We start from the raw sequence: 22,331 nt of genomic DNA, 5'->3' as shown, positions 1-22,331 counted from the left end.
TGTTAAGTGATATATATGTCAAAAATGGTAATATGATTATGGATTATTCTAAACTTCTAATCTTGTCCATATTTGCTCTAATTATTTTGCAGACTTCGTATGTTTATGGTGATGGATTAACACAAGAGAATCTTCCTCCTGCAAGTGTTGGTGATAGGGAAGCTAGTCTTTTCATAAAAATTAGTCCACCAATTCTCACTAAAGACACAACAGGCGATAAATATTTAGAATTAACTCTTTTTGATGCTAAAACAGGAAAGGCAATTCAACATACATCATTTTTTGTAACAGTTGATAAAGAAGGCAAACTTTTGATGAGAAATTTATTTCATACACATTCTGGAAATTTAATTCTTACAATTCATTCTGAGGATATTGAAGCAAATAATGTTGTTGTGTATGGTGATCATGAACCATACCTAGATGCCTGGACTTCTATAAATGATAAGATTACTGTTAAGGCTCCTATTTTACTGGATGCAGGCTTGTATCACTTTGAAATAGAAATTTTTGGAATTGATTTTGACAAAAATATTTTCACAGTAGACGATGCTCCAAAATTTGATTCATGGCTTAGTGTTGGAGATATTTCTAACAAAACAATTTCATCAGGAGGTAAATCATATGATCTATCAATCACATCTTATTATGATGAAATAAGCAGTTTCAATTATGATGAAACTAAAAAATTGGTTTCCTTTTCAATGCCATTTAACTGGGATATATCAAGATTAGAACAACAAAATATTTTTGTTCACGAAGAAATTCATTTTCCAAATTCCTTTAAAGAATTTTCCCAAAGTGGAACATACAAAGCAACTGTAAACGGATTTCCAGTTACTGGAAGAATGATAATTGCTGATCCATATTCATTAGATGATACATTAATTCTTCATTATTTGTTAAGCAAAGAAAATATTTTGGATATTGCAAAAACTGTTAAACCTGGAGTAAAAACAATGGACTTTAATTTATCTCCAGACACAGGATTAGCATCAGAAAAAAATTCATTTGATGTTAAATTTTCTAGTGGTGCATATGCTAGAGTGCAACATGATTCTAAATTAGGTTCAGGTGAAAAAATTCCATTTGAAATAACTTTTTTTGATAAAAACAATAAATTACTAAAATGGGTTACTTATGGTTACAGAATAGAAGACTCTTCATCTAATGTAGTCTATGAATCACAAAACACTAATCCAAATTCACCTGGTATCGTTCTGACAGAAGGTATTGACAAACACACGTTTGATTTCAAATCTGCCGGTAAATACAAGATAACATTGGCACTTTTTAGTCATGGAATAGATAATTTACAAACATTATCTGGAATAGGAAATGCATCTTTTGATATAGGAACAGGAACTAGCAAAATCCCATCATGGATTAAAAACAATGCAGGATGGTGGGCAGATGGTTCAATTGACGATAATTCCTTTGTTCAAGGTATACAATATCTGATCAAAGAAGGTATAATGAAAATTCCATCAACCACTCAAGGTACAGGTACAGGATCAAATCAAATTCCATCATGGATTAAAAACAATGCAGGATGGTGGGCAGATGGTTCAATTGACGATAATTCCTTTGTTCAAGGTATACAATATCTGATCAAAGAAGGTATAATGAAAATTCAGAAATAATCAATTGATAATATATGAAAGACATTAACGATATTCTTCCAAAAATACCTAACATGAGATGGGGAGCTTTGATGAATAAGGCACCAACTAATGATAAAGTAAGAGAAATGAATAAAATTTTTCCTCATAATGGAAAATGGCATACTGTCTTTGAGGAAAAAGATCAAGTAACTATTGATGGTAAACAAATCTGGAAAAAAGATCCAAAAAAATGGACATGATAATTACCTCTTAATATTAAGATACAAGTATCACGATCAAATTATGTTTCAAAAAATAAAAAATGTATCCGAACAAAAATTTTTTCATATTGTAATTTTATTGTCAATTTCTATGCTAATTTCATCATCAACTATAACTGTTTATGGTCATGGTGTAGGAAGTGAAATATTTCCACCAGTTGATCTAAATGGAAAACAAGTTAGTCTTGAAGTATCATCATCTGTAAATAATCCTGATAAAAATGATGATCAACAAATATCGATTTCATTAATTGATTTTAAATCAAAAATTACTCTAAGAGATGTTACATTTTTGATAAAATCTAGCCATGGTGAAAAATTTCTATTTGAAAAAGAATTTCAAAGCGATAATGGATTTCTAGTTTTCAATTTTATATCTGAAAATACTGAATCAATTCAAATTCAAGAACAAAAAGAAGGGAATTTTTTTGCGTCCTTACTTGGATTCGATAGTAGGCTTATCAACATTAAAGGTCCAAAACTTAGCGATGGTGGACTTTACAAATTTGATATTACAATCCTTACAGCTGATGGCTATTCAAAAAAATTAGATGTTCCACTTACTTTCAAAGCAGGAATTTCAGTTGCCCAGGTATCAAAACACGAGATTAATCATCCTATTTTTGGTCCTCAAGAAATCAATGTTGTTACATATTATGATGAGATTAAGAATTTTCAATATGATATAAAATCAAAAGAAATATCTTTTTCAATGCCATTTGAATGGAGTCTAGAAAATATTAATCAGACATCAGTTGTACATGAGGAATTAGTAATCCCAAAAACATTTGGTGATTTGTTGGTATCTGGCTTTTCTATGTATGTAAATGACATTAAACTATCTGATGAGATTGTAACAATTGATGATTTTTTTTCTGAAGAACGAGTAGTTCATTTTATTATTAGTCAAAAAGAATTACAAAATATTTACAATAATCATACAATCCAAAATGGAATGAATTTTCTTATAAAACCAAATTCAGATGATATTCAATTAAGTTCAGTTACCTCAAATGGACAATTTAGAATTTTTGTATCATGGGAACCCAAAAACTTACAGTCAAATTCTAAAACTACAATTTATTTTGATGTAATTGATGTTTTTCTAAAAAATAGACCTATAGCAGTTAATTATGATTTTTCAATAACTCAAAATGAAAAAATAATTTTTGAACAAAGTGGAATTAGTAGTGATTCTAAGGATAAACATAACATAGCAGAATTTACAATCCCGAGAGATATTTCTGGAATAGTTCAACTTAATTTTAAAAATCTTGGAGATAACAATCTTGCAAATACATCAATTCCAATTGTAATTAATAACCCACTTAATGAAAAAAATTACATCTCAATTCCCGAGTGGATACGAAATAATGCAAAATGGTGGTCAGAAGAACAAATTGACGATAATGCTTTTGTTCAAGGCATACAATATCTGATCAAAGAAGGTATAATGAAAATTCCATCAACCACTCAAGGTACAGGTCCAGGATCAAATCAAATTCCATCATGGATTAAAAACAATGCAGGATGGTGGGCAGATGGACAAATTGATGATGACACTTTTGTTCAGGGATTACAATTTTTGATAAAAAATAACATACTTCGTGTATGATCGCATCTACTTCGAAATATGAACCAGTCTGTTTAAATTCATAAAAATCAAATTTATTATGATTTGTTTAGACCTCAAAGTTTACTTGAACGAAAATCAACTATATTTTCTCTCGTTGTAATCGGTGTTGTTGCAATACTGGCAATTCCAGTAATCATGCCTCATCTATTACATGGTTTTCATCTAGCTCACATATTTTTGCATATATCTGGAATCACACTTGCTGTGTTTATCACAGTATTAGCAATTATGGCATATTCAAAATTAAAAACTAAAAGATTATTGCTTAGTATGTTTGCTTTTGCAACTTTTATTGCAGCTGAAGTGGTTTTGGTAGTTGATGCTACATGGCCTACACTTTATGATATGGATGTTCTTTCGTTATTAGAGATAGGACATATATTGACATTTACTACATTAGGATTATTGGCTTTGGGTGTGTTTAGAAATGACTGATAGAACTATACAATTACAACAAATCATAGATCAAAATCCAGGGATCCAATTCAGAGAAATTATGCGATTTTCTGGATTAAAAAATGGTGTTCTTAGTCATTACCTTGGTAAATTAGAAAAACTGGGAGTGATTAAAGTAATAAGAGGTCCAAGACAAGCTCGCTTTTACCCTCCACAAATTACTGATGAACAATCTAAAACAATCAAAGCATTACGTAAACAAACTCCAAGAGATCTATTATTAGCTCTAATAAAACAAGATGGTCTCGAGTTTAATGAATTAGTAACTGAAGTAGGAAAATCACCATCAACTGTGTCTTTATATTTATCACAATTAGTACAAGATGCACTAGTTGAAATTAAACTTGAAAATACAAGAAAGAGATATTATATTAAATCTAGAATGATAATAGATCAATTAATTGAAGACTATAGACCAAGACTACTTGAAAAACCAACATCTGGATTCGAAGATATTTTCAACTCTTTCTAACCTGTCTAAATTAAAAATATTATTTCTTTCCACTGGGTTTTTATTTGTTTTATTGTTCTCGCAATCAGTTTTTGCCGAAGTTTTTATCCCTTCACAAGAGTATGTTGGATATTATGATCATGAAGGTGTCTATACCGTTGGAGGTAACGTAAAAAACCAAAATGATTTTGCACTAATTCCAACGATTTCTATTACTGTGATTGATGGAAAAAATACACTTACAACGACAATAACTCATGTTACGATACCACCAAGAACTGATATTCCATTTAAAATAAAATTACCTGAGATAACAGGCGACTCTCCTATCTTACTTGAACCTAAACTAAAATTTGCAAAAACAGAAAAAGATCCACTATCAATTATGATTCTTTATGATAAAACCTTAATCAAACATGACGATGGTCATGTTACTGGGAGAATTATTAATAATGGAAATCAAACGATATTCAACCCAAAAGTTCTTGCAATAGCTAATGGCCATGAAAAAATGTTAGATGTTGTTTCTAATATTGAATATATTGAAAAAATAGAACCAGGCGAAATTAAAGAATTTTCGATGTATCCAGATCCTTCAATTACTGAAGATATTTTTTATTACAGCTGTTTTGCTCCTGTAGATAGCACTGTAATTCCTATTTCTACTAAGAAAAATGGAGGCGACTTTGATTTTAGATATGATTCTGGTGCATGGTATTCTGCAGCTAAATTTAACGAAGAAGGAACCACTCTTACTATGCGTGGATATAACAGCTATCCACTTGAGACATATGCAAATTTTGAATTTCCACAGATTTCTGGAAAAGAGAAATTCAATGTCACATTAAATGATAAACCTGTTCACTTTATCCAAAGTATAGATGATATGGGATTTTGGCATGTTGCATTTACTGTAGGTCCTACATCACAAGACATTCTCAAAATTACTGGTTTTGAAAAGGGACTGCCACCTATAACTTCTAAAATTCCACAGTGGATAAAAACAAATGCAAATTGGTGGTCAACTGATCAAATTTCTGATTTAGAATTTCTTGAGGGGATAGCATTTTTGTTTGAAAAAGGAATTATCTCTGTACCCTCAAAAGAAATAACAGTTCAATCAAATTGGAAAATACCTTCATGGGTTAAAACTGCATCATTATGGTGGTCAGAAGACAAGATCTCTGATGATGATTATCTAAACATCATTGAAAATCTTGTCAAACGAAAAATCATTCTTGTGTGATTTTTCCTTTATAGCAAGTCTTGAATAATCTTATTATACAATTTTTATTCAATCTTAATATCTAATGTTTCCATTACGCGATGAAAATCCCCATCCTCCAGGATTCAAACCAAAAGTAACTTATGCATTAATTGCAGCTAATGTCATTGTATTTCTTATAGAAATCGCATATACTGGACAATTTATTGAGTTTACGAATCAAAATGCATTTTCATTATTTTATAATTGGGGAGCAGTACCAAATTGTGTTACAGGCGCAACTGTTTCTAACATAGATTTTGGACAAGGATCAACACAAATTAAATGTCCTACTGAACCATACATCTCTCTTCTTAGTTCTACTTTCTTACATGGTGGTGCAATGCATCTTGGAGGCAACATGTTGTTTTTGTGGATATTTGGCGATAACATTGAACTAAAGTTTGGCCGATTAAAGTATCTGGGAATTTATCTGATGTGGGGAATAAGTGCAGGATTAATTCACATACTTGGTGATCCTACAAGTGTAATTCCTGCAGTAGGTGCATCTGGTGCAATATCTGGAATACTTGGTGCATATCTTGTAATGTTTCCAAGAGCAAAGATTCAGACTGTTATGATAATGGGATTCTTTATCAGAATGTTGCATATTCAAGCTAGATGGTTCTTGCCATTTTGGCTTGTTTTCCAAAACTTACTTCCATTTTTTATTGGTGGATTTGGTGTTGCAGGCGGTGGTGTTGCATATCTTGCTCATATCGGTGGATTTGTAGTAGGACTTGCTACGGGTTATCTATACAAGAAAACACATGGTTCTGAGTACACATATGGAACAAGATATGGATACAAGGGCTAAGTCTAAAGAATAAATCATTGTAACTTTTTCAAACTAATCATGCCGTTGATTACAGTCTCAATGTATCCAGGAAGAACTCAACAACAAAAAGATGAATATGCAAAAGCAATCACAAAATCTGCAGTAGAAATTCTAAAAACAAAAGAATCTCATGTCATTGTAGTTTTTGAGGATAATCCAAAAGAAAACTGGTTTCTAGCAGGAAACCAACTTTAATTATTTTTAAAAAAACACTGGAATAATTCCCTTCCAGTTAGAGGGTTACACATACACGCATTATGGTCGGTTAATTTCTTTATCCCTAATTTACATAATAACAAAATGGTACATTTCATGTTTGTACCACTTTATCTTTTTATCCTCTTTAATAATACAAATTTCATGAAAGTTGCGATTGTACAGTTTAAGGCATCTACTAAAAAAGAAACTAATCTAAAAAAAATTATTGATTATATTACAAAAGCAGCAGAAAAAAAAGCTACACTTGTTGCATTTCCAGAATTTATGATGTTTTATACAAATTCATCACAATCATCAAAACAGCTAGCAACTTTAGCTGAAACTATCACTGGAAATTTTGTAACTAGTATTGCAAAGTGTGCCAAAGAAAATCACATAGATGTTGTAGGATCATTTTATGAAAAAAGTACAAAAAAAGATCGCGTATATGACACTTCATTTATTATTGATAAAAATGGTAAAGTAATATCAAGATACAGAAAAATTCATCTATATGATGCTCTAGGATTTAGAGAGTCTGATAAAATGGTTAAAGGTTCAAAGATTGCAAAACCTGTATCAACTACTATTGGGAAAATAGGAATGATGATTTGTTATGATTTAAGATTTCCAGAGATGTCAAGATTACTTGCTGTTGCAGGCTCTGAAATTCTAGTTGCACCATCAGCTTGGGTGAAAGGTAACATGAAAGAAGAACATTGGATTACAATTAACAAGACACGTGGAATTGAAAATGGTTGTTATGTCATTGCCCCTGATCAAGTTGGAAATATTTACTGTGGACGAAGTCTTGTAATTGATCCATATGGAAAAATTTTACTAGACATGAAAAAGAAACAAGGAATTGGATATGTCGACATTGAATTAAAAAATGTAACACAAATCAGAAAGATTCTTCCATTACTAAAAAACAGACGTACTGATATCTATCCTACTTTGAAGATTTAATTTTTCTACTTTCACAATTAAAGTTTGAACACTGTCTAGTCCATTTTTGTTTTCGTGAATAACGGAAAATTATCATTGGCCACTTGCATACATCACATGGAATCTTCATTGCTCTAAGTCTTGCTTTCTGTAATAGTGGTGATGATGCTTTACAACCTCCATGAAAGTTTGAACAACCCATGAATCGTTTTCTTGTTGTTCTAGATCTGATTAGTATTATCTGGCCTAATCTACATTCTGGACATTCAACTAGCCCGTTTTTTGGAGAATTTGTTCCAAGAATCATATATTTTCTATCTTTTGATGACCAAGACAAGTATCCATTAATGTCCAAATATTGCATGATCTCTTTTTTGAAAATTACTGTCTTTGACTTTGTAGTTTTTGCTACATGTCTGCCGACAGTCCTTTTAACCTGAATAGTTTTGAGCAATGATTTCTTTGGTGGCATATTCTATAATGAATTTACTAAAACAATTTTTATAGGGACTTGGGTCAGTGACATTTGTGGAAAAGGTCTGTGTTCTTGGCGCAGGTAGCACCAAATATGGTAAATTATCAGAAAGTATAGCTGATATCACTACTCAGGCATCAGTTTTAGCTATAGAAAATGCAGGAATCGATCCAAAAGAGATCAAGGCATCTTACATTTCAAACGTCTTTGGGGTTGCAGATAAGCAGGTACATCTTGGACCTGTTTTAATGAGTAGATTGGGAATTCCAGATAAACCATCATTAACAATAGAATCAGCATGTGGAAGTGGCTCAGTATCATTTAGAGAAGCATATGCCAATGTTGCGGCTGGATTTTATGATTGTCTTGTAGTAACTGGCGTTGAAAAAGTAACTCATACAGGAACTGAATGGACAACAACTTACTTTGCATATTGTTCTGATTTTTTTTATGAAGGCCAAGCAGGTGCATCTTTTCCAGGATTATTTGCATCAATGGCAAGAGCTTATTTGACAGAGTTTGGTGCAACTGAAGAAGATTTTGCAAGAGTTGCAGTAAAGAATCATGATAATGGATTTCTCAATCCTAAAGCTCACATGCAAAAGAAAATTACAATTGATGATGTACTAAAGTCTCCGGTAGTTGCAAGTCCACTAAAACTTTATGATTGCTGTCCATTCTCTGATGGCGCAAGTTCTGTCATTCTTTGTTCTGAAAAGTTTGCAAAAGAACATGGTGGTGATTACATTGAAGTAATTGGGTCTGGTAGAGGTGGTTCACCTGCTGCATTGCAAGGACGTGAACATATGACTACAATTCCTAGTACAAAGATTGCAGCTGCAGATGCATACAAAATGGCTGGTGTTACTCCAAAAGATATTGATTTTGCTGAAGTACATGACTGCTTTACAATTGCAGAAATTGTTGACACTGAAGATTTAGGATTCTTTGAAAAAGGTAAAGGAGTACAAGCTGTAAGAGAAGGTAGAACTAGTTTGAATTCAGACATTTCAATTAATCCATCAGGAGGTCTTAAATCAAAAGGACATCCAATTGGAGCTACAGGTGTTGGACAAGTAGTAGAAGTATTTGATCAATTAACTGGTAAAGCAGGAGCACGAACTGTTAAAGATGCAAAAATTGGTTTAACTCATAATTTTGGTGCAACTGGTGCAAGTTGTGCTGTTCATATATTCCAAAGTGTGTAAAATGACTATTGAAGAACAACTTATTGAATATGCAAAACAAGGTAAACTCTTAACTCACAAATGTACAAAGTGCGGATACATTCACTTGTCTACTGCCTATTACTGCCTAAAATGTGGAAGTAAGGGCTTTGAGGATCTTGTTTTAGACGGAGTAGGCTCAATTGCCACTTATACGATAATAACTGTGGCTCCTGCGGGATTTGAAAAATTTACACCTTATGCATTTGTGGTACTTCAGTTAGACAACACACATTTGAGAATTTCAGGATTTATGGCTGGAATTGCAACACCTGAAGATCTACCTGTAGGAACTAGAGCAAGAATAGCCGGCTTTGAAGATGGTTGTGGAATCATTATTAAAAAACAGTAAAAATATTTGTTTGAATTATTAAAAAAAATCAAAATCATTTCTTAATACTTTTCTACCCCCGCTTTCTTTCATGTCTGTAGAGATTACATGTGGTAAATGTGGAGAAAAGATCGCTAATATGAAAATGCTAAAAGCACTCAAAGATGTAATGACACCATATAGTGGAAAATGTCCTTCATGTGGACAAAAATTGTCAACGTCTGAATTTTCTCTTGATGTTCAAGAAAACTGATCTAAAAATCTTTTCATGATTTTTTATTTTTTTATTGTCAACATCTAATGTTACAACCCCTAAATTTTATTTCAATTAGAAAATGGATCTAAAATCTACAAAAATGATCTAGTCATAAGTCTTAATTACTCCTTCCTTTTTTATTGATTTAGTATGGAATTGGATGAAGAGCTAGAAGAGCCAAAGCGAAGCGGAATTCTTCAATCCACGTCAAAACGTGTAAGAATGATCTTTTCTGTAATGGCAAGTCCTAACAGAATCGATATTTTACGAATCTTAAATTCAAAGGGTCCTCTGACTTATTCTGAATTAAAGTCATTAGCTGGATTCAAATCTAAAAAAGAGAGTGGAAAATTTGCATACCACTTAAGAAAATTATTGAGACAATCACTTGTAGCACTCAATAAATCTGAAAGACGTTATACAATTACAAATCTTGGAAAATTGGTCTTGAGCTTAGCAAGACAAATTGAAGAACGTTCAATTATTGAAAGTGGTAAGATGTATGTCAGAACATCCCATGAATCAATTGAAGAATTTAATTCTCATAAAATTATTCAATCACTTGTACGCGAAGGTAGCTTACCACTAGAATTAGCCCAAAAAATTACTGAAGAAGTTGAAAATAGAATTTACAAATATCAGACAACCTATCTTACAGGTTCTCTTATTCGAGAAATGGTAAATTCGGTCCTTTTGGAGCATGGTCATGAAGAATACCGCAACAAACTGGCACGCCTAGGCTTGCCTGTATATGATGTTCAAGAGATGCTTACAAATCTAGATAATGTAGATAATGGCGCAGAAGGCTTACTTTTCAATACGGGTCAAAAAGTGTTTGCAGAACATTTACTCACAAATGTATTGCCAAAAGATGTTGCAGATTCCCATCTTTCTGGTGATATGCACATTTCAAATCCTGGAATATGGTCAATGATACCTGATACAATATTTGTTAATGTAAAAGAACTGATTGAAGATGGAGTTATTCTTGGCGGAAAATATCTTGATGTATCAAGAATTACATCATCAAAAACACTAGACGATGTCACATCTTCTTTATCTATTATCATTTCATTACTTTCCAAAGAAGCTTCACAAGAAATTGTTCTTGATGGATTAATTCCATTATTTACAAAACATGCAAAGAACATTCCAGAATTAGAACAAAAACTGACAGATGCATTTTCTACTGCTTCCACTACATCAAAGTATAATAGAAAAAGTACTGATGTTTCAATTAGACTTCAATTAGGCTCTGATCTAAAAATTGTTAATGCAATAATTAATGCTTACAAGAATTACACAAAGATAACTCCAATTCCAAAAATTGGTTTAATTGTTGATTTCGATAAAGGAAAAATCACTGATGTCTCTGATGCATTATCTGAAATTATTACAATTGGTGGCAAAGTCATGTTTGCAAAAGGTGAAGTATCAAGTTATGGTATTACAAATGGCACAACTAAAAATTCTGGTCCACTTGCAATTACACTACAATCTGTATCGATCAATCTTCCAAGACTTGCATTTGAATCCAACAAAGATGAAACGTACTTTAGAGCAAGACTCGCATTGCTAATGAAACCCGCATTATCTTCTATGGCATTAAGAAAGAAAGACATCTCTGATCTTACACGAAGAGGATTAAATCCAATACTTGCAAAAAATACTCAATATATGCAAAGAAGTTCTGTGTCTCTAATTGTTAATCTAGTAGGTTTGAAAGAATCTGTCTTCAATATACTTGGTTTCCAAGATAATAAAGAAGGGAGAGACGTACTCAATAAAGTAATAGAAACTGCAGTTGATGTTGCTGCTAAGAAAGGTAAGGAACTCGGTGATACTGTAGCGATATCCATGATTGAAACAGAAGGATCTAGCCGATTTGCAAACCTAGATGGTGAAAAATATGGTAAAAATTCTGCACTAAACTCTATGGATGGTGACTCTTATTCACAAGGAATAGTGTTAAAAGCATCTGAGATATCTGACTATACAACTAAGACTGAGATTATCACTGAATGCACTAGACTATCTAAATTACTTAATGGTGGTTTACTAGTTAAACTAGACATTGATCAGAACGCCACTCAAGCTGATATTAAAAAATCAATTGAGAAAGCAGCAGAGCTTACATCTTCCTTTAAGCCTGTGAAAAAAGTAGCACTCTGTGGTGAATGCGGATTCAAAGATGAACCCTTTGTTGACAAATGTCCAAAGTGTAAGTCTTCATATGTCATCTGAAATTCGTAAGTCTAAAACTAGTTCCGATCATCTTAAAAAAATCTGACGCTTTACATAAGCGATCATCGTTGTAGCTTGTTACTAAATTCATAATACCATTATGATGTCGATTGGACCGTTGTCAATATTTTTCCACCGAATTTTTAGAAAAAACTGCCAAATCATTTATACCATCATATTTCTTACCTCTTGCGGGGAGATTATAATTGGATAAATCACAAATAGAAAGTACTATCAATGAGATCCGTAAGCGCAGTGGCGCTATAACGGCCTTCAATCAAAATAAAATTTCAAACGCTATATACAAAGCGTTGGCAGCCACCTCTAAAGCCGACCGTGCGCTAGCCGATCAACTTGCAAATAAAGTTGTACAAAAATTAGTCGAACAGGGGTTCACAAATTCTAGAGCTCCCAGCGTTGAGGATATTCAAGATATTGTAGAGTCAACTCTTATCGATTGTGGAAACAGCGACATTGCAAAAGCATACATCGTTTACAGACATGAACGAAGAAAATTAAGGGATGAAAAAATGAAAGTCTTAAACCTAAAATCTTTAGATCCGGTCTCTAAGAATTTTGATCTAAATTGCTTGAGAGTATTGGCATCTAGATATCTTTTCAGAAATAACAAAAATGAAATCATTGAATCACCAACTCAAATGTTTGAAAGAGTTGCAATTCTTGTTGGAATAGGTGATGTCTTATATGATTCAAAAGTGTTTGAAAAAACTGGAAATATTGCCCAAGATATTGAAGAAGCACGCACATATCTTGAGAAATTAGATAATTTTGATTACAAATTCAAAATTGGAGAATATTTTCTCAACAAGTGGCACTTTAGATCACTGATCAATCACTATGTGACTCTTGCAAGTAAAGGTCAGATGAAAGTCAGCTTTAAAGATCTTCTAACATTGCTTGCAGCAAAAGAATTAGATGGATACGCAGACAAAATCACAGAATATTTTGAATTGATGACAGCACAAGACTTTCTGCCAAATTCACCCACAATGATGAATGCTGGTGGTAGACTTGGTCAGCTCTCTGCATGTTTTGTTCTTGGAATGCCAGATGACATGGAAAAAATCATGAAATCCACTTCAGATGCAGCACTAATATTCAAATCTGGAGGCGGAGTTGGAATCAACTATTCTGATCTTCGTGAAGAAGGTGATATTGTTGCATCAACATCAGGTGTAGCATCAGGTCCAGTATCTTTTATGAATATCATCAATACCGTGACTGAAGTTGTAAAACAAGGCGGAAAAAGAAGAGGAGCTAACATGGGAATCATTGAAGCTTGGCATCCTGATGTTGAAAAATTCATCACAAATAAAACCGAACCTGGTGTTTTGGAAAACTTTAACGTCAGTGTAGGTATTTGGGAAGACTTTTGGAATGCACTTGTAAATACATCTGATGGAAAGTACATGCTACGTAGTCCACGTGACAGAAAGCCAGTAAAAGAAATCAATGCACATCAGTTAATTGACTTGATAGCTCTTTCTGCATGGAAGAGTGCAGAACCTGGATTGATCTTCTTTGATCAAATTAACAAATACAATGTATTTGCCAAAGCAAGACAAGCTCCACTAAGAGCTACAAACCCATGTGGCGAACAAAGTCTTTATCCATACGAATCATGTAATCTTGGTTCTATCAACTTGGTAAATCTTGTAAAGAGAAAAGCTGATGGAGAATACGAATTTGATTGGCAAAGATATGAAGAAACAATCAGAAAGACTACCAGATTCTTAGATAACATCATTGATGTAAATCACTATCCTGTAAAAGAAATTGATATTGCATCAAAAGATTCTAGAAGAATTGGATTGGGTGTAATGGGAGTAGCAGATCTATTATACAAATTAAAGATTCCATACAACTCCAAAGAAGGATACGATCTACAATCAAAACTATCTGAAGCATTGACTTATTATTCAATGGAAGAAAGCGTAGCACTTGCAAAATCTAGAGGTGAATTCCCACTATGCTCAAAAACAGAATATCCTGAAGGAAAGATTCCAATTGCAGGATATTATGAGAAACCTAAAGAGTCTCACTGTTATGAATGGGATGCACTAATTGATAAGATCAAGAAACATGGAATAAGAAATGTTCTGACTACTACAGTAGCTCCAACAGGAACATTATCTATGATTGCAGATTGTTCAAACGGAATGGAGCCAGCATTTGCTCTAGTCTTTGAGAAGAGAGTAACAGTAGGTAGATTCTTCTACACCAACAAAATTGTTGAACAAGTACTCAAAGAACATGGTCTATACAGCGATGAACTCCTTGCAAAGATTGCAGACAATTATGGTTCACTAAAAGGAATTCCTGAAATTCCTCAATGGATGCAAGATGTCTATGTAACTGCAATGGATATTCACTGGGCAGATCATCTAATGGCCCAAGGCGTATGGCAAGATTGGATTGGAAATGCAATTGCCAAGACAATTAACATGCCATACGATGTTACAGCAGAAGATGTAAAATCTGCATATCTGTTGGCACATGAACTGGGACTAAAAGGAATTACAGTATATCGTGATGGTTCAAGACACAAACAAGTACTTCACATGACAAGTGAAAACGCACAAAAAATATTTGATGTTACACCAAGTGAACACGTTACTAGATATGTAACAACTATGATATCAAATCCATACATCAAATCACATGTACATGATTCACTTGAACTCAAAGTTCATGATGAAGAAATTACATCTGAACCTACTAGACAAGAAGTATCAGAAGATCGTTTATGCCCGACATGCAAAAACAACCTTGTGTTTGTAGAAGGATGTAGTATTTGCATCGAATGCGGATACAGCGGTTGTACTTCGGGATGAGAACAAAAACATTACAGTTATCGTATGTGGTGGGGTAGTGAGGACAATGCTCTTTCATAGAAGAGCAGAACCTCCAAGATATCGATCTTGGTCTGCTTAACCCATAATTTCATACTATGGCTATTATAATAAATTATCAAAACTACTTTTCCAACACATATCATCACAACTTTTTAACTTCCTTTTCTTTTTGATTCAGCATGGATAGGAAGATTCTTGGTATATCTGGAGGTATCGCAGTAATAATTGCTATAGTTGCAGTAATGCTGCTTACACCAAATTTAGAATCAACTCCAATTCAGAAACATAATGAAAAAATCGGCCTTGTAATTAACGCACCACATTCAGCAATATCACTGCAAGACTTGAATCAAATTTACGCTGAGGCATCATCTACTGGCATTGGAAGAAGTAATGTGTACATGTTTTGGAATATTGTTGAACCTGTAAGAGGAGAATATGACTGGAAACAATCAGATGTGCTGATGAGTTTTAATAAAAATAATAATCTCAAAGTAACATTATTTTTTTCTGTTATTAATGGAGAAACACTAGGACCATTTCCAAATTGGATAGGAAAACCATCACTTAATGCGATTGGAGAAGATCGACTAGTAAACGTTCTTGATGCAATATTGTCTCGTTATGATATTATAGATACAGTTGTAATTGCAGGGGAAACAGAATCTCAATTTCGTTATCATGAACAAAATATTCCTGTATACAAAGAACTCTTCAATGGGGTATATGCCAAATTAAAAGAAAAACACCCAGATGTGCAAATTGGAAATGGATTTGCGTTACATAACGTATTAAATAAAAATTTGGAGCATATTGTATCTGATCTGGCAATAGGTGATTTTGTAGCTTTTTCATATTTCCCAGTCGATACCTTAAATGATATTGTCAAAACACCAGAAGAAGCTAAAGCAGACTTGCAAAAGACATTTGAAATCATACCTGATAAAAAAATTGGACTTTTTGAGGTTAGTTGGAGTACTTCTGATTTTGTAGGAGGTAATGAAACATCACAGCAAATATTTCTAGAAAAATCCTTTGAATTTTACACTGAAAATGAATCTAAAATAGAATTTTTTACTTGGTATAGGCAATATGATAGACCTGATGGCACATGTGTGATTGACAAACCAGAAATTGCTAATCAAACTCTAACTGTAGGTGGTGGTTCTGGTTTAGGAAGCAGTGAATACATAATGGAGCGACTGAGTCATTACATTTGTAATTCTGGATTATTGGATGTTGATGGAACACCAAAATCTAGTTGGAATGAATTTAAAAATCAGATAGAACTGATCAATTAAGATGCTCTCTCTGATTTTAGCAGAATCTGCATTAGAAACAGTTCCTCCAGAACTACAAGATCATTCTTCAGTAATCTCACATGCACAAAAACTTGGAAAACATCCGTCTGAAATATTGCTTGATAACTCATGGCATTTTGCTGCAATGAAAGGAATCAACGATGAAATAAAAAGAGGAAGACCTGATCTAGTTCATTTTTCTATATTGGAAGCTACAACAATTCCATTATACTCACAAAATAAAATTAAAATTTATATTCACACAATTGATGATAACGTAATTTACATTGGAGAAAACGTTCACATTCCAAAATCATATCATAGATTTGAAGGTCTTATTGAAAAATTATATTTAGAAAAAACCATACAATCTGACAAAGATGTGTTATTGGAAATTAAAAAAAAATCGTTTACTGAGTTAATCAATGAGATAAAACCATCCAAGATTATTGGATTTTCAACTAAAGGAGAACTAAGCTCATTTGAAAAAATTAGCTCTCAAATTTCAGATAATTCTTGTATAGTTATAGGTGGATTTCAAAAAGGCCACTTTTCTGCGTCAATAAACAATAAAATAAATCGCTTATTTTCAGTTGGTAACTTGTCTTATGAGGCTCATGTAGTGATTGCACGTATGCTCTACGAGTATGAAAAAACCGTTTTTATGTAGGAAATTAAGTTTGTTTTCTTGTGCAGTCATAGTATAGCCTGGTTAGTATTCGGGGTTTCCAACCCTGTGACGCGGGTTCGAATCCCGCTGACTGCACTTTTCTATCAAAAGAGAACTAATTTTTAGGTGGATAGTGATTAATTATTGTGAAACCCGCATTTAGACAAATTGCATTAGAGAGAATGCAGATTTTAATTAATAGTGCAATTTCTAATGCAAAAATGAATCCAATACTATCTCAGAGACAGGCATTGCTGGCACAACGAATTAGCACAAGACACAAAATTCGCATGCCTTATGAATTAAAAATTGTATTTTGTAAAAAATGTAAATCATTTATCGCTCCAGGGATAAATTCTAAAATTCGATTGGGCAGAACATCAATAAAGTCGATCAGAATTTCGTGTAACCTTTGTGGGCATACTTATCGCAAAATAATAGCTCAATGATTTATAAGACGATTCCTGAGTTTTTGACCTTATGGCAAAGGTATACGATGTACCATCTGATGTATTGATTAGTAGATTGGCAGCTATTTTAAAAAATGAAGATATTCCTGCTCCTTCTTGGATTCCATTTGTAAAAACTGGAGCTCATGCAGATAAACCACCTCAAGACAGAGATTGGTGGCATACAAGATGTGCATCACTAATGAGAAAAATTTACCTTCATGGTCCACTTGGAATTAACGAATTAAGAAAAATTTATGGTGGAGGTAGACCATCTGGATATGGTGCTGCTCATCATAAGGATGCTGGAGGCGCAATAATTCGTAATGCAATTCAAGGATTAGAGAAGCTTGGATATGTTGAGAAAGTTGAGAAAAAAGGCCGTGTCATTTCAAAAAAAGGAATGCAAAAATTAGATAGATTATCAACAGAAATTCTAAACGAACTGATCGTTGTAAATCCTCAACTAAAAATATACTCTTAGATTTAAAATGAGTTTTTCTGAATCACCTGATCAAGATAAACAAAATCACGATATGACTGCTCAAAAAGAGCAAGTCCTCAAACAAATACTTTCTCCAGATGCAAGAATGAGATTAAATAACATCAAGATGGTCAAACCTGAATTATCTGATTTAGTAGAGCAGTATCTAATTGGAATGGCATCACAAGGAAAGATGAATTCTCAAATTAATGACAATCAACTTAAACAAATTTTATTATCAATTCAACAACCAAAACGTGATTTTAAGATAAATCGTATCTAATCAGAGAAAATATAATTAGGGGATGATATCAGGATCCATATTGAAAGCTGTAGTTTACGAAGAATATGCTCCTGATGATAATTATGCAAAAATTTTAAAAGTAAAAGATATTCCTGATCCAAAACCAAAAGCAAATGAAGTTGTGTTCAAACTAAAAGCAGCAGCTCTTAACTATAATGATATCTGGGGAATGAGAGGTGTACCAATTGCTATCCCATTACCACACGTATCTGGTTCTGATGCTGCAGGAGATGTTGTTGCAGTAGGAGAAGATGTAAAAACTATCAAAGTAGGGGATAGAGTTGTCTCACATTCAAATCTTTCATGTAGAACATGTGCATTATGTACATCAGGTAGAGAATTTGATTGTACCAATAGACAAGTTTGGGGATTCCAAACAGGTCCACTCTGGGGTGCATATAGTGAATTAGTACATCTACCAGAAGTTAATGTATCAAAAATTCCAGAAGGAGTTTCTTATGAAGATGCAGCAGCAGCTTCAATGACGATTCTTACTTCTTGGCATATGTTAGTTGGAAGAGCCAAAATTACACCTGGACAAACTGTTCTAATTATGGGTGGAGGTTCTGGTGTTGGCAGTTTTGGAATTCAAATTGCAAAACTCTACAATTGCACTGTTATTGCAACTGCTAGTGCAGATAAACTGGATAAATGCAAAGCATTAGGTGCTGATTATGCAGTAGATCATAGAAAAGAAGACTGGCACAAAGAAGTCTTTAAAATTACAAAAGATATTGCTGCAAAAACTGGTGTTAGGCCAGGAATTGATTTGACATTTGACCATATTGGAGAAACTCACTTTAACAAACAATTGACCCTGCTTAACTATGGAGGAACACTTGTTTCATGTGGAGCTACTACTGGATATGATGCAAAAATTGATCTTAGACACATCTTCTTTAAAGGAATCAATGTGTTAGGTTCAACTCAAGGAACTAAAGCTGAAATGGATCTTGGTTTGTATTGGATGGGTAAGGGTAAAATTAAAGCAGAAATTGATTCTACTTATACATTTGAACAAGCTGCAGAAGCACATACAAAAATGCTCTCTGGAAAGTTCTTTGGCAAAATTATGATGAAGCCAGAAAACGCATAATAATTTAATGACACAGCTTTTTCGCAGTCTTATTTTTGTTCCCGGAAACAATTCTAGGTTTTTAGAAAAAGCAAAAAATATTCAAGCTGATGTAGTCTGTTTTGATTTAGAAGATTCCGTACCAGATGAGGAAAAAAATAATGCTAGAAAATTAATTCAAGATGCACTAAAATCACGTCAATCTTACAAATCATCAATTTTTGTGCGTACAAATTCTCCAAAATCTGGAAAAATTCCAGATGATCTCAAAACAATTATTCAAAAAGGAATTGATGGAATAGTGATTCCTAAAGTAAACAATGTTGCTGAGATAAAAAAAATTGAAAAGAATCTTTTATTATTGGAAAAGAATCGTAAACTAAAACCAATTCAAATAATTCCTTCTATTGAATCAGCTGAAGGAGTAGTTAACACATATCATATTGCATCCTATAGTAAAAGAATCCAAGCAGTAGTTTTTGGAGTTTTTGATCTCTTAAATGATTTAGGAATTGAATACTCAAAAGATTCAGAAGGTGGAAGATATTCTAGGGCAAAAATTCCAGTAGATGCAAAAGCAGCAGGAGTTTCTGCAATTGATGCCATTTGGCAAGACCTTAAAGACATTAAGGGATTAGAAAAAGATTGTAAAGTTGGAAAGGATCTTGGTTATGCAGGAAAAAGTATCATACATCCTGACCAAATATTAACAACTCACAAAGTTTTCTATCCAAGTAAAAAAGAAATTCAATGGGCAGAAAAAGTTTACAAATTTTATTTAGAATCAACAAAAAAAGGAAAAGGAGCTACAACTATAGATGGAAAAATGATTGATGAGGTTCACTTTAAGCAAGCTAAAACCGTACTTGAAATTGTAAAATCTACATCAATTTAGAATTTTCTTATGAATTATTTTCTAATTTTATACTTTTAAAAGTCGATACAAGTACTTTTATCATAAATTTGTTCATTTATTACTCCTTGAAACACAATATCATTCTTTTTCATTTCAATCTTTATTTCGTCAAAAACACATTTGTATTTTGAAATTCTTTTACTCTCACTAAGTACTTTGCCAGATTCTACAATTAATCCATTTATGATTAAATTTTCAATTTTTCTATATCCAGATGTTTTTGGAATTTGAGCTTCACTTAAAATTTGAGGAATGGTTAGCTCGTTTTCAAAAAGACAATTAAGCATTTGTCTAGTTTCATTATCTCCACATAACACTAATAGTGAATCTAATAGATTTTGATCAATTATTCTAACAGAGTATTTATCACCTTTTCTTTGAATTTTGATTACTTCGTTTAGACATTCATTTACAAATTTTTTTCTATTTAAATTTAAAATGTTCTTTAATACTAAATTCAATTTATCAAAATGCTCTATTGATAGCTTTATTGACATTCCATGTTCTAAAAACAACTCTCTTTCTAAAATTTTTAATTCATCTTCATCCAGTTTTTGTTTAATTTTTTGAGATAATGCTTTAGCAATTAATCTGTCAATTCCTCCCATATACTATTAAAAAATAATACAAAATATTAAAGCATGTGTGATTAATCATGACTATGAAACGTTCAGTTATTGTAATTGATGATGATGAAGATACAGTTAGATTATTTGGTGAATTTTTGGAGGAAAGGGGCATTAAAGTTGTGGGTAGTGGTTATGATGGTATAACTGCAATCAAACTTTACAAAGAAAAAACCCCTGATGTTGTCTTAATTGATATAATGATGCCAAATGGAAGTGGTTTTTATGCAATCAAAAAAATTCAAGAAATAAATTCTAATGCAAAAATCATCGCGGTGAGTGGAGATGGTAGTTATTCCACTGAAGAAAAATTAGAAAAATTATCTATTCCCTTGATCCGTAAACCGTTTAACATGGAACAAATTATCTCTGTAATTAATGGCTAAATCCATTCCCACAATTGGGACATTTCATATAATCTTATATTGAAATCATCATAAATTACTAAGTACAATGAGTAAACGTGTAACAATAATGATTGATGATGATCTGGATAAAAAAATAAGACTTCGTCAAGCAAAAATGATTCAGCAAGAGCAATCTTCATACAGTTATTCTAAGGTCCTTAATGAAACTCTTAGAAAAGTATTGAAATAATTTTATTAAATAACATTTTTTATCTTTTCGAATAGAATAAAGACTTGTTATCCCAATATTGTAATGATACAATTGATTAATCTACTAGACCCTACGGTTGTAATCAAAAGAATGTTTGAATCTGGACAATATGATGAAATGTACAATTATTGTCAAAAGTTACTTTCTAATGATCAAAATGATATGGTGGCACTTCAAAATTCTGCATTGGCTTTAATACACTTAGCAAGATATGAGGATGCAATCATCTATTGTGATAAAGTATTAAAAATAAAAAATTATGATAACTATGCTTTAAAAAATAAAATTTACTCCCTTGAAAAATTAAAACGATATAATGATGTTATAATTTGCTGTAACATTATTCTTGAACACGATTCTACAGATACTTGGACATTCAATAGTTTAGGTCTGTCACTAAATGAATTAGATCGACATACAGAAGCTATAGAATTTTATGATAAAACACTAAAAATTGATAGTAACGACATTACTGCATTGATGAATAAGGCTATTTCCTTAAACCATTTAAAAAATTATAAAGAATCTATTGAGTTTTATGATAAAGCACAAATTGAAGATCCTAGCTTAAACGAAGCATCAATTGCTAAATCTAAAGCGTTTGAAAAATTAGATATGACTGATGAGGCTTTTTTAGCCGCACAGGGTGTTTTAGTCAAAGATATGACAAAAATCATTGCTGATGCCAAAAAAAATAAATGTACTGTTTTTCATCAATTCTGTCAAAACGAATTTGATGAATTGTCCAATAAAAAATAAAATTCACATTAACAAGAAAATCAATTTATACAAAGAAATTTTACA

26 protein-coding genes and 1 tRNA gene are annotated in these 22,331 nt (G+C 32.4%); 25 read left to right on the top strand and 2 right to left on the bottom strand.

Annotation, left to right across the window (positions count from 1 at the left end; translation table 11 throughout):
- The first annotated feature begins 32 nt into the window (after positions 1 to 32).
- The 9 genes from MY1_RS08260 (at position 33) to MY1_RS08220 (ending at position 7,697) form a co-directional block, all read left to right on the top strand.
- Entirely contained in the window at positions 33 to 1,643 is a 1,611-nt protein-coding gene (locus tag MY1_RS08260; RefSeq protein WP_007551515.1) for a hypothetical protein, read from the top strand.
- A gap of 14 nt (positions 1,644 to 1,657) precedes the next feature.
- Positions 1,658 to 1,864, top strand: coding sequence for a hypothetical protein (locus tag MY1_RS08255; protein WP_007551513.1), 207 nt, complete (start codon positions 1,658 to 1,660; stop codon positions 1,862 to 1,864).
- Between the two features lie 112 nt (positions 1,865 to 1,976).
- Complete coding sequence (locus MY1_RS08250) at positions 1,977 to 3,500, top strand: hypothetical protein (RefSeq protein ID WP_007551511.1); 1,524 nt, start codon at positions 1,977 to 1,979, stop codon at positions 3,498 to 3,500.
- 63 nt (positions 3,501 to 3,563) lie between these two features.
- The gene (locus tag MY1_RS08245; RefSeq protein ID WP_007551510.1) at positions 3,564 to 3,956 is read left to right on the top strand and encodes a hypothetical protein; all 393 of its coding nucleotides are present in this window, start codon (positions 3,564 to 3,566) and stop codon (positions 3,954 to 3,956) included.
- Positions 3,949 to 4,449, top strand: coding sequence for a winged helix-turn-helix transcriptional regulator (locus MY1_RS08240; RefSeq protein ID WP_007551509.1), 501 nt, complete (start codon positions 3,949 to 3,951; stop codon positions 4,447 to 4,449). Before MY1_RS08245 ends, MY1_RS08240 begins: the two co-directional genes overlap by 8 nt.
- Positions 4,403 to 5,674 (top strand): peptidase, encoded by a 1,272-nt coding sequence (locus MY1_RS08235; RefSeq protein ID WP_237698828.1) that lies wholly within the window; start codon positions 4,403 to 4,405, stop codon positions 5,672 to 5,674. The genes MY1_RS08240 and MY1_RS08235 overlap by 47 nt, the downstream gene beginning before the upstream one ends.
- A gap of 64 nt (positions 5,675 to 5,738) precedes the next feature.
- A complete protein-coding gene (locus MY1_RS08230) occupies positions 5,739 to 6,509 on the top strand; it encodes a rhomboid family intramembrane serine protease (RefSeq protein WP_007551505.1) in 771 nt (256 codons plus the stop codon).
- A 39-nt stretch (positions 6,510 to 6,548) separates the two neighbouring features.
- Positions 6,549 to 6,725 carry a tautomerase family protein gene (locus MY1_RS08225; RefSeq protein WP_007402510.1) on the top strand — a complete coding sequence of 59 codons (177 nt, stop codon included), beginning with the start codon at positions 6,549 to 6,551 and terminating at the stop codon, positions 6,723 to 6,725.
- A 165-nt stretch (positions 6,726 to 6,890) separates the two neighbouring features.
- A complete protein-coding gene (locus MY1_RS08220) occupies positions 6,891 to 7,697 on the top strand; it encodes a carbon-nitrogen hydrolase family protein (protein ID WP_007551504.1) in 807 nt (268 codons plus the stop codon).
- Here MY1_RS08220 and MY1_RS08215 read toward each other — a convergent pair.
- A complete protein-coding gene (locus MY1_RS08215; RefSeq protein ID WP_007551503.1) occupies positions 7,681 to 8,148 on the bottom strand; it encodes a topoisomerase DNA-binding C4 zinc finger domain-containing protein in 468 nt (155 codons plus the stop codon). The two genes, MY1_RS08220 and MY1_RS08215, sit on opposite strands and share 17 nt — an antisense overlap.
- Before the next feature lie 47 nt (positions 8,149 to 8,195).
- On the opposite strand from MY1_RS08215, the gene MY1_RS08210 reads away from it, so the two are divergent.
- The 13 genes from MY1_RS08210 (at position 8,196) to MY1_RS08155 (ending at position 20,262) form a co-directional block, all read left to right on the top strand.
- On the top strand, positions 8,196 to 9,359 hold the full coding sequence (locus tag MY1_RS08210; RefSeq protein WP_048110097.1) for a thiolase domain-containing protein: 1,164 nt from the start codon (positions 8,196 to 8,198) through the stop codon (positions 9,357 to 9,359).
- A gap of 1 nt (position 9,360) precedes the next feature.
- Positions 9,361 to 9,729, top strand: coding sequence for a Zn-ribbon domain-containing OB-fold protein (locus tag MY1_RS08205; RefSeq protein WP_007551501.1), 369 nt, complete (start codon positions 9,361 to 9,363; stop codon positions 9,727 to 9,729).
- A gap of 70 nt (positions 9,730 to 9,799) precedes the next feature.
- Positions 9,800 to 9,961 carry a hypothetical protein gene (locus MY1_RS09960; RefSeq protein WP_007551499.1) on the top strand — a complete coding sequence of 54 codons (162 nt, stop codon included), beginning with the start codon at positions 9,800 to 9,802 and terminating at the stop codon, positions 9,959 to 9,961.
- 153 nt (positions 9,962 to 10,114) lie between these two features.
- On the top strand, positions 10,115 to 12,208 hold the full coding sequence (gene nrdD / locus MY1_RS08200; protein WP_007551497.1) for an anaerobic ribonucleoside-triphosphate reductase: 2,094 nt from the start codon (positions 10,115 to 10,117) through the stop codon (positions 12,206 to 12,208).
- A 206-nt stretch (positions 12,209 to 12,414) separates the two neighbouring features.
- Positions 12,415 to 15,063: an adenosylcobalamin-dependent ribonucleoside-diphosphate reductase gene (locus MY1_RS08195; RefSeq protein WP_007551495.1), complete on the top strand. Its 2,649-nt coding sequence runs from the start codon at positions 12,415 to 12,417 to the stop codon at positions 15,061 to 15,063.
- A 200-nt stretch (positions 15,064 to 15,263) separates the two neighbouring features.
- Positions 15,264 to 16,385 (top strand): glycoside hydrolase family protein, encoded by a 1,122-nt coding sequence (locus tag MY1_RS08190; protein ID WP_007551494.1) that lies wholly within the window; start codon positions 15,264 to 15,266, stop codon positions 16,383 to 16,385.
- A 1-nt stretch (position 16,386) separates the two neighbouring features.
- A complete protein-coding gene (locus MY1_RS08185) occupies positions 16,387 to 17,055 on the top strand; it encodes a Suppressor Mra1 family protein (RefSeq protein ID WP_007551493.1) in 669 nt (222 codons plus the stop codon).
- Positions 17,056 to 17,077: 22 nt separating this feature from the next.
- Positions 17,078 to 17,151, top strand: a tRNA-Gly gene (locus tag MY1_RS08180).
- Between the two features lie 86 nt (positions 17,152 to 17,237).
- The gene (locus tag MY1_RS08175; protein ID WP_007551492.1) at positions 17,238 to 17,504 is read left to right on the top strand and encodes a ribonuclease P protein component 4; all 267 of its coding nucleotides are present in this window, start codon (positions 17,238 to 17,240) and stop codon (positions 17,502 to 17,504) included.
- A 31-nt stretch (positions 17,505 to 17,535) separates the two neighbouring features.
- A complete protein-coding gene (locus MY1_RS08170) occupies positions 17,536 to 17,988 on the top strand; it encodes a 30S ribosomal protein S19e (protein WP_007551491.1) in 453 nt (150 codons plus the stop codon).
- Positions 17,989 to 17,995: 7 nt separating this feature from the next.
- A complete protein-coding gene (locus tag MY1_RS08165; RefSeq protein WP_007551490.1) occupies positions 17,996 to 18,271 on the top strand; it encodes a DNA-binding protein in 276 nt (91 codons plus the stop codon).
- A gap of 40 nt (positions 18,272 to 18,311) precedes the next feature.
- The gene (locus MY1_RS08160; protein ID WP_048110546.1) at positions 18,312 to 19,388 is read left to right on the top strand and encodes a zinc-binding dehydrogenase; all 1,077 of its coding nucleotides are present in this window, start codon (positions 18,312 to 18,314) and stop codon (positions 19,386 to 19,388) included.
- A 7-nt stretch (positions 19,389 to 19,395) separates the two neighbouring features.
- The gene (locus MY1_RS08155; protein ID WP_007551487.1) at positions 19,396 to 20,262 is read left to right on the top strand and encodes an HpcH/HpaI aldolase/citrate lyase family protein; all 867 of its coding nucleotides are present in this window, start codon (positions 19,396 to 19,398) and stop codon (positions 20,260 to 20,262) included.
- 35 nt (positions 20,263 to 20,297) lie between these two features.
- Here MY1_RS08155 and MY1_RS08150 read toward each other — a convergent pair whose 3' ends face one another.
- Complete coding sequence (locus tag MY1_RS08150) at positions 20,298 to 20,891, bottom strand: hypothetical protein (RefSeq protein WP_007551486.1); 594 nt, start codon at positions 20,889 to 20,891, stop codon at positions 20,298 to 20,300.
- A gap of 53 nt (positions 20,892 to 20,944) precedes the next feature.
- Here MY1_RS08150 and MY1_RS08145 point away from each other — a divergent pair, with 53 nt between their 5' ends.
- From MY1_RS08145 to MY1_RS08140, 3 genes are all read left to right on the top strand, one after another.
- The gene (locus tag MY1_RS08145; protein WP_048110088.1) at positions 20,945 to 21,295 is read left to right on the top strand and encodes a response regulator; all 351 of its coding nucleotides are present in this window, start codon (positions 20,945 to 20,947) and stop codon (positions 21,293 to 21,295) included.
- Positions 21,296 to 21,362: 67 nt separating this feature from the next.
- On the top strand, positions 21,363 to 21,506 hold the full coding sequence (locus MY1_RS09955; RefSeq protein WP_007551484.1) for a hypothetical protein: 144 nt from the start codon (positions 21,363 to 21,365) through the stop codon (positions 21,504 to 21,506).
- A 111-nt stretch (positions 21,507 to 21,617) separates the two neighbouring features.
- On the top strand, positions 21,618 to 22,286 hold the full coding sequence (locus MY1_RS08140; protein WP_007551483.1) for a tetratricopeptide repeat protein: 669 nt from the start codon (positions 21,618 to 21,620) through the stop codon (positions 22,284 to 22,286).
- Positions 22,287 to 22,331: the final 45 nt, after the last annotated feature.

This window comes from Nitrosarchaeum koreense MY1 (genome assembly GCF_000220175.1).
GTDB classification, from domain to species: Archaea; Thermoproteota; Nitrososphaeria; order Nitrososphaerales; family Nitrosopumilaceae; genus Nitrosarchaeum; species Nitrosarchaeum koreense.
This window is presented reverse-complemented; position numbering and strand designations above follow the sequence as displayed.

Bases quoted from the DNA above. Each gene is read 5' to 3' on its own strand.
- MY1_RS08260 (WP_007551515.1), top strand. From the start codon at position 33: ATGATTATGGATTATTCTAAACTTCTAATCTTGTCCATATTTGCTCTA.
- MY1_RS08255 (WP_007551513.1), top strand. From the start codon at position 1,658: ATGAAAGACATTAACGATATTCTTCCAAAAATACCTAACATGAGATGG.
- MY1_RS08250 (WP_007551511.1), top strand. From the start codon at position 1,977: ATGCTAATTTCATCATCAACTATAACTGTTTATGGTCATGGTGTAGGA.
- MY1_RS08240 (WP_007551509.1), top strand. From the start codon at position 3,949: ATGACTGATAGAACTATACAATTACAACAAATCATAGATCAAAATCCA.
- MY1_RS08230 (WP_007551505.1), top strand. From the start codon at position 5,739: ATGTTTCCATTACGCGATGAAAATCCCCATCCTCCAGGATTCAAACCA.
- MY1_RS08225 (WP_007402510.1), top strand. From the start codon at position 6,549: ATGCCGTTGATTACAGTCTCAATGTATCCAGGAAGAACTCAACAACAA.
- MY1_RS08220 (WP_007551504.1), top strand. From the start codon at position 6,891: ATGAAAGTTGCGATTGTACAGTTTAAGGCATCTACTAAAAAAGAAACT.
- MY1_RS08215 (WP_007551503.1), bottom strand. From the start codon at position 8,148: ATGCCACCAAAGAAATCATTGCTCAAAACTATTCAGGTTAAAAGGACT.
- MY1_RS08205 (WP_007551501.1), top strand. From the start codon at position 9,361: ATGACTATTGAAGAACAACTTATTGAATATGCAAAACAAGGTAAACTC.
- MY1_RS09960 (WP_007551499.1), top strand. From the start codon at position 9,800: ATGTCTGTAGAGATTACATGTGGTAAATGTGGAGAAAAGATCGCTAAT.
- nrdD (WP_007551497.1), top strand. From the start codon at position 10,115: ATGGAATTGGATGAAGAGCTAGAAGAGCCAAAGCGAAGCGGAATTCTT.
- MY1_RS08190 (WP_007551494.1), top strand. From the start codon at position 15,264: ATGGATAGGAAGATTCTTGGTATATCTGGAGGTATCGCAGTAATAATT.
- MY1_RS08185 (WP_007551493.1), top strand. From the start codon at position 16,387: ATGCTCTCTCTGATTTTAGCAGAATCTGCATTAGAAACAGTTCCTCCA.
- MY1_RS08175 (WP_007551492.1), top strand. From the start codon at position 17,238: ATGCAGATTTTAATTAATAGTGCAATTTCTAATGCAAAAATGAATCCA.
- MY1_RS08170 (WP_007551491.1), top strand. From the start codon at position 17,536: ATGGCAAAGGTATACGATGTACCATCTGATGTATTGATTAGTAGATTG.
- MY1_RS08165 (WP_007551490.1), top strand. From the start codon at position 17,996: ATGAGTTTTTCTGAATCACCTGATCAAGATAAACAAAATCACGATATG.
- MY1_RS08155 (WP_007551487.1), top strand. From the start codon at position 19,396: ATGACACAGCTTTTTCGCAGTCTTATTTTTGTTCCCGGAAACAATTCT.
- MY1_RS08150 (WP_007551486.1), bottom strand. From the start codon at position 20,891: ATGGGAGGAATTGACAGATTAATTGCTAAAGCATTATCTCAAAAAATT.
- MY1_RS08145 (WP_048110088.1), top strand. From the start codon at position 20,945: ATGAAACGTTCAGTTATTGTAATTGATGATGATGAAGATACAGTTAGA.
- MY1_RS09955 (WP_007551484.1), top strand. From the start codon at position 21,363: ATGAGTAAACGTGTAACAATAATGATTGATGATGATCTGGATAAAAAA.
- MY1_RS08140 (WP_007551483.1), top strand. From the start codon at position 21,618: ATGTTTGAATCTGGACAATATGATGAAATGTACAATTATTGTCAAAAG.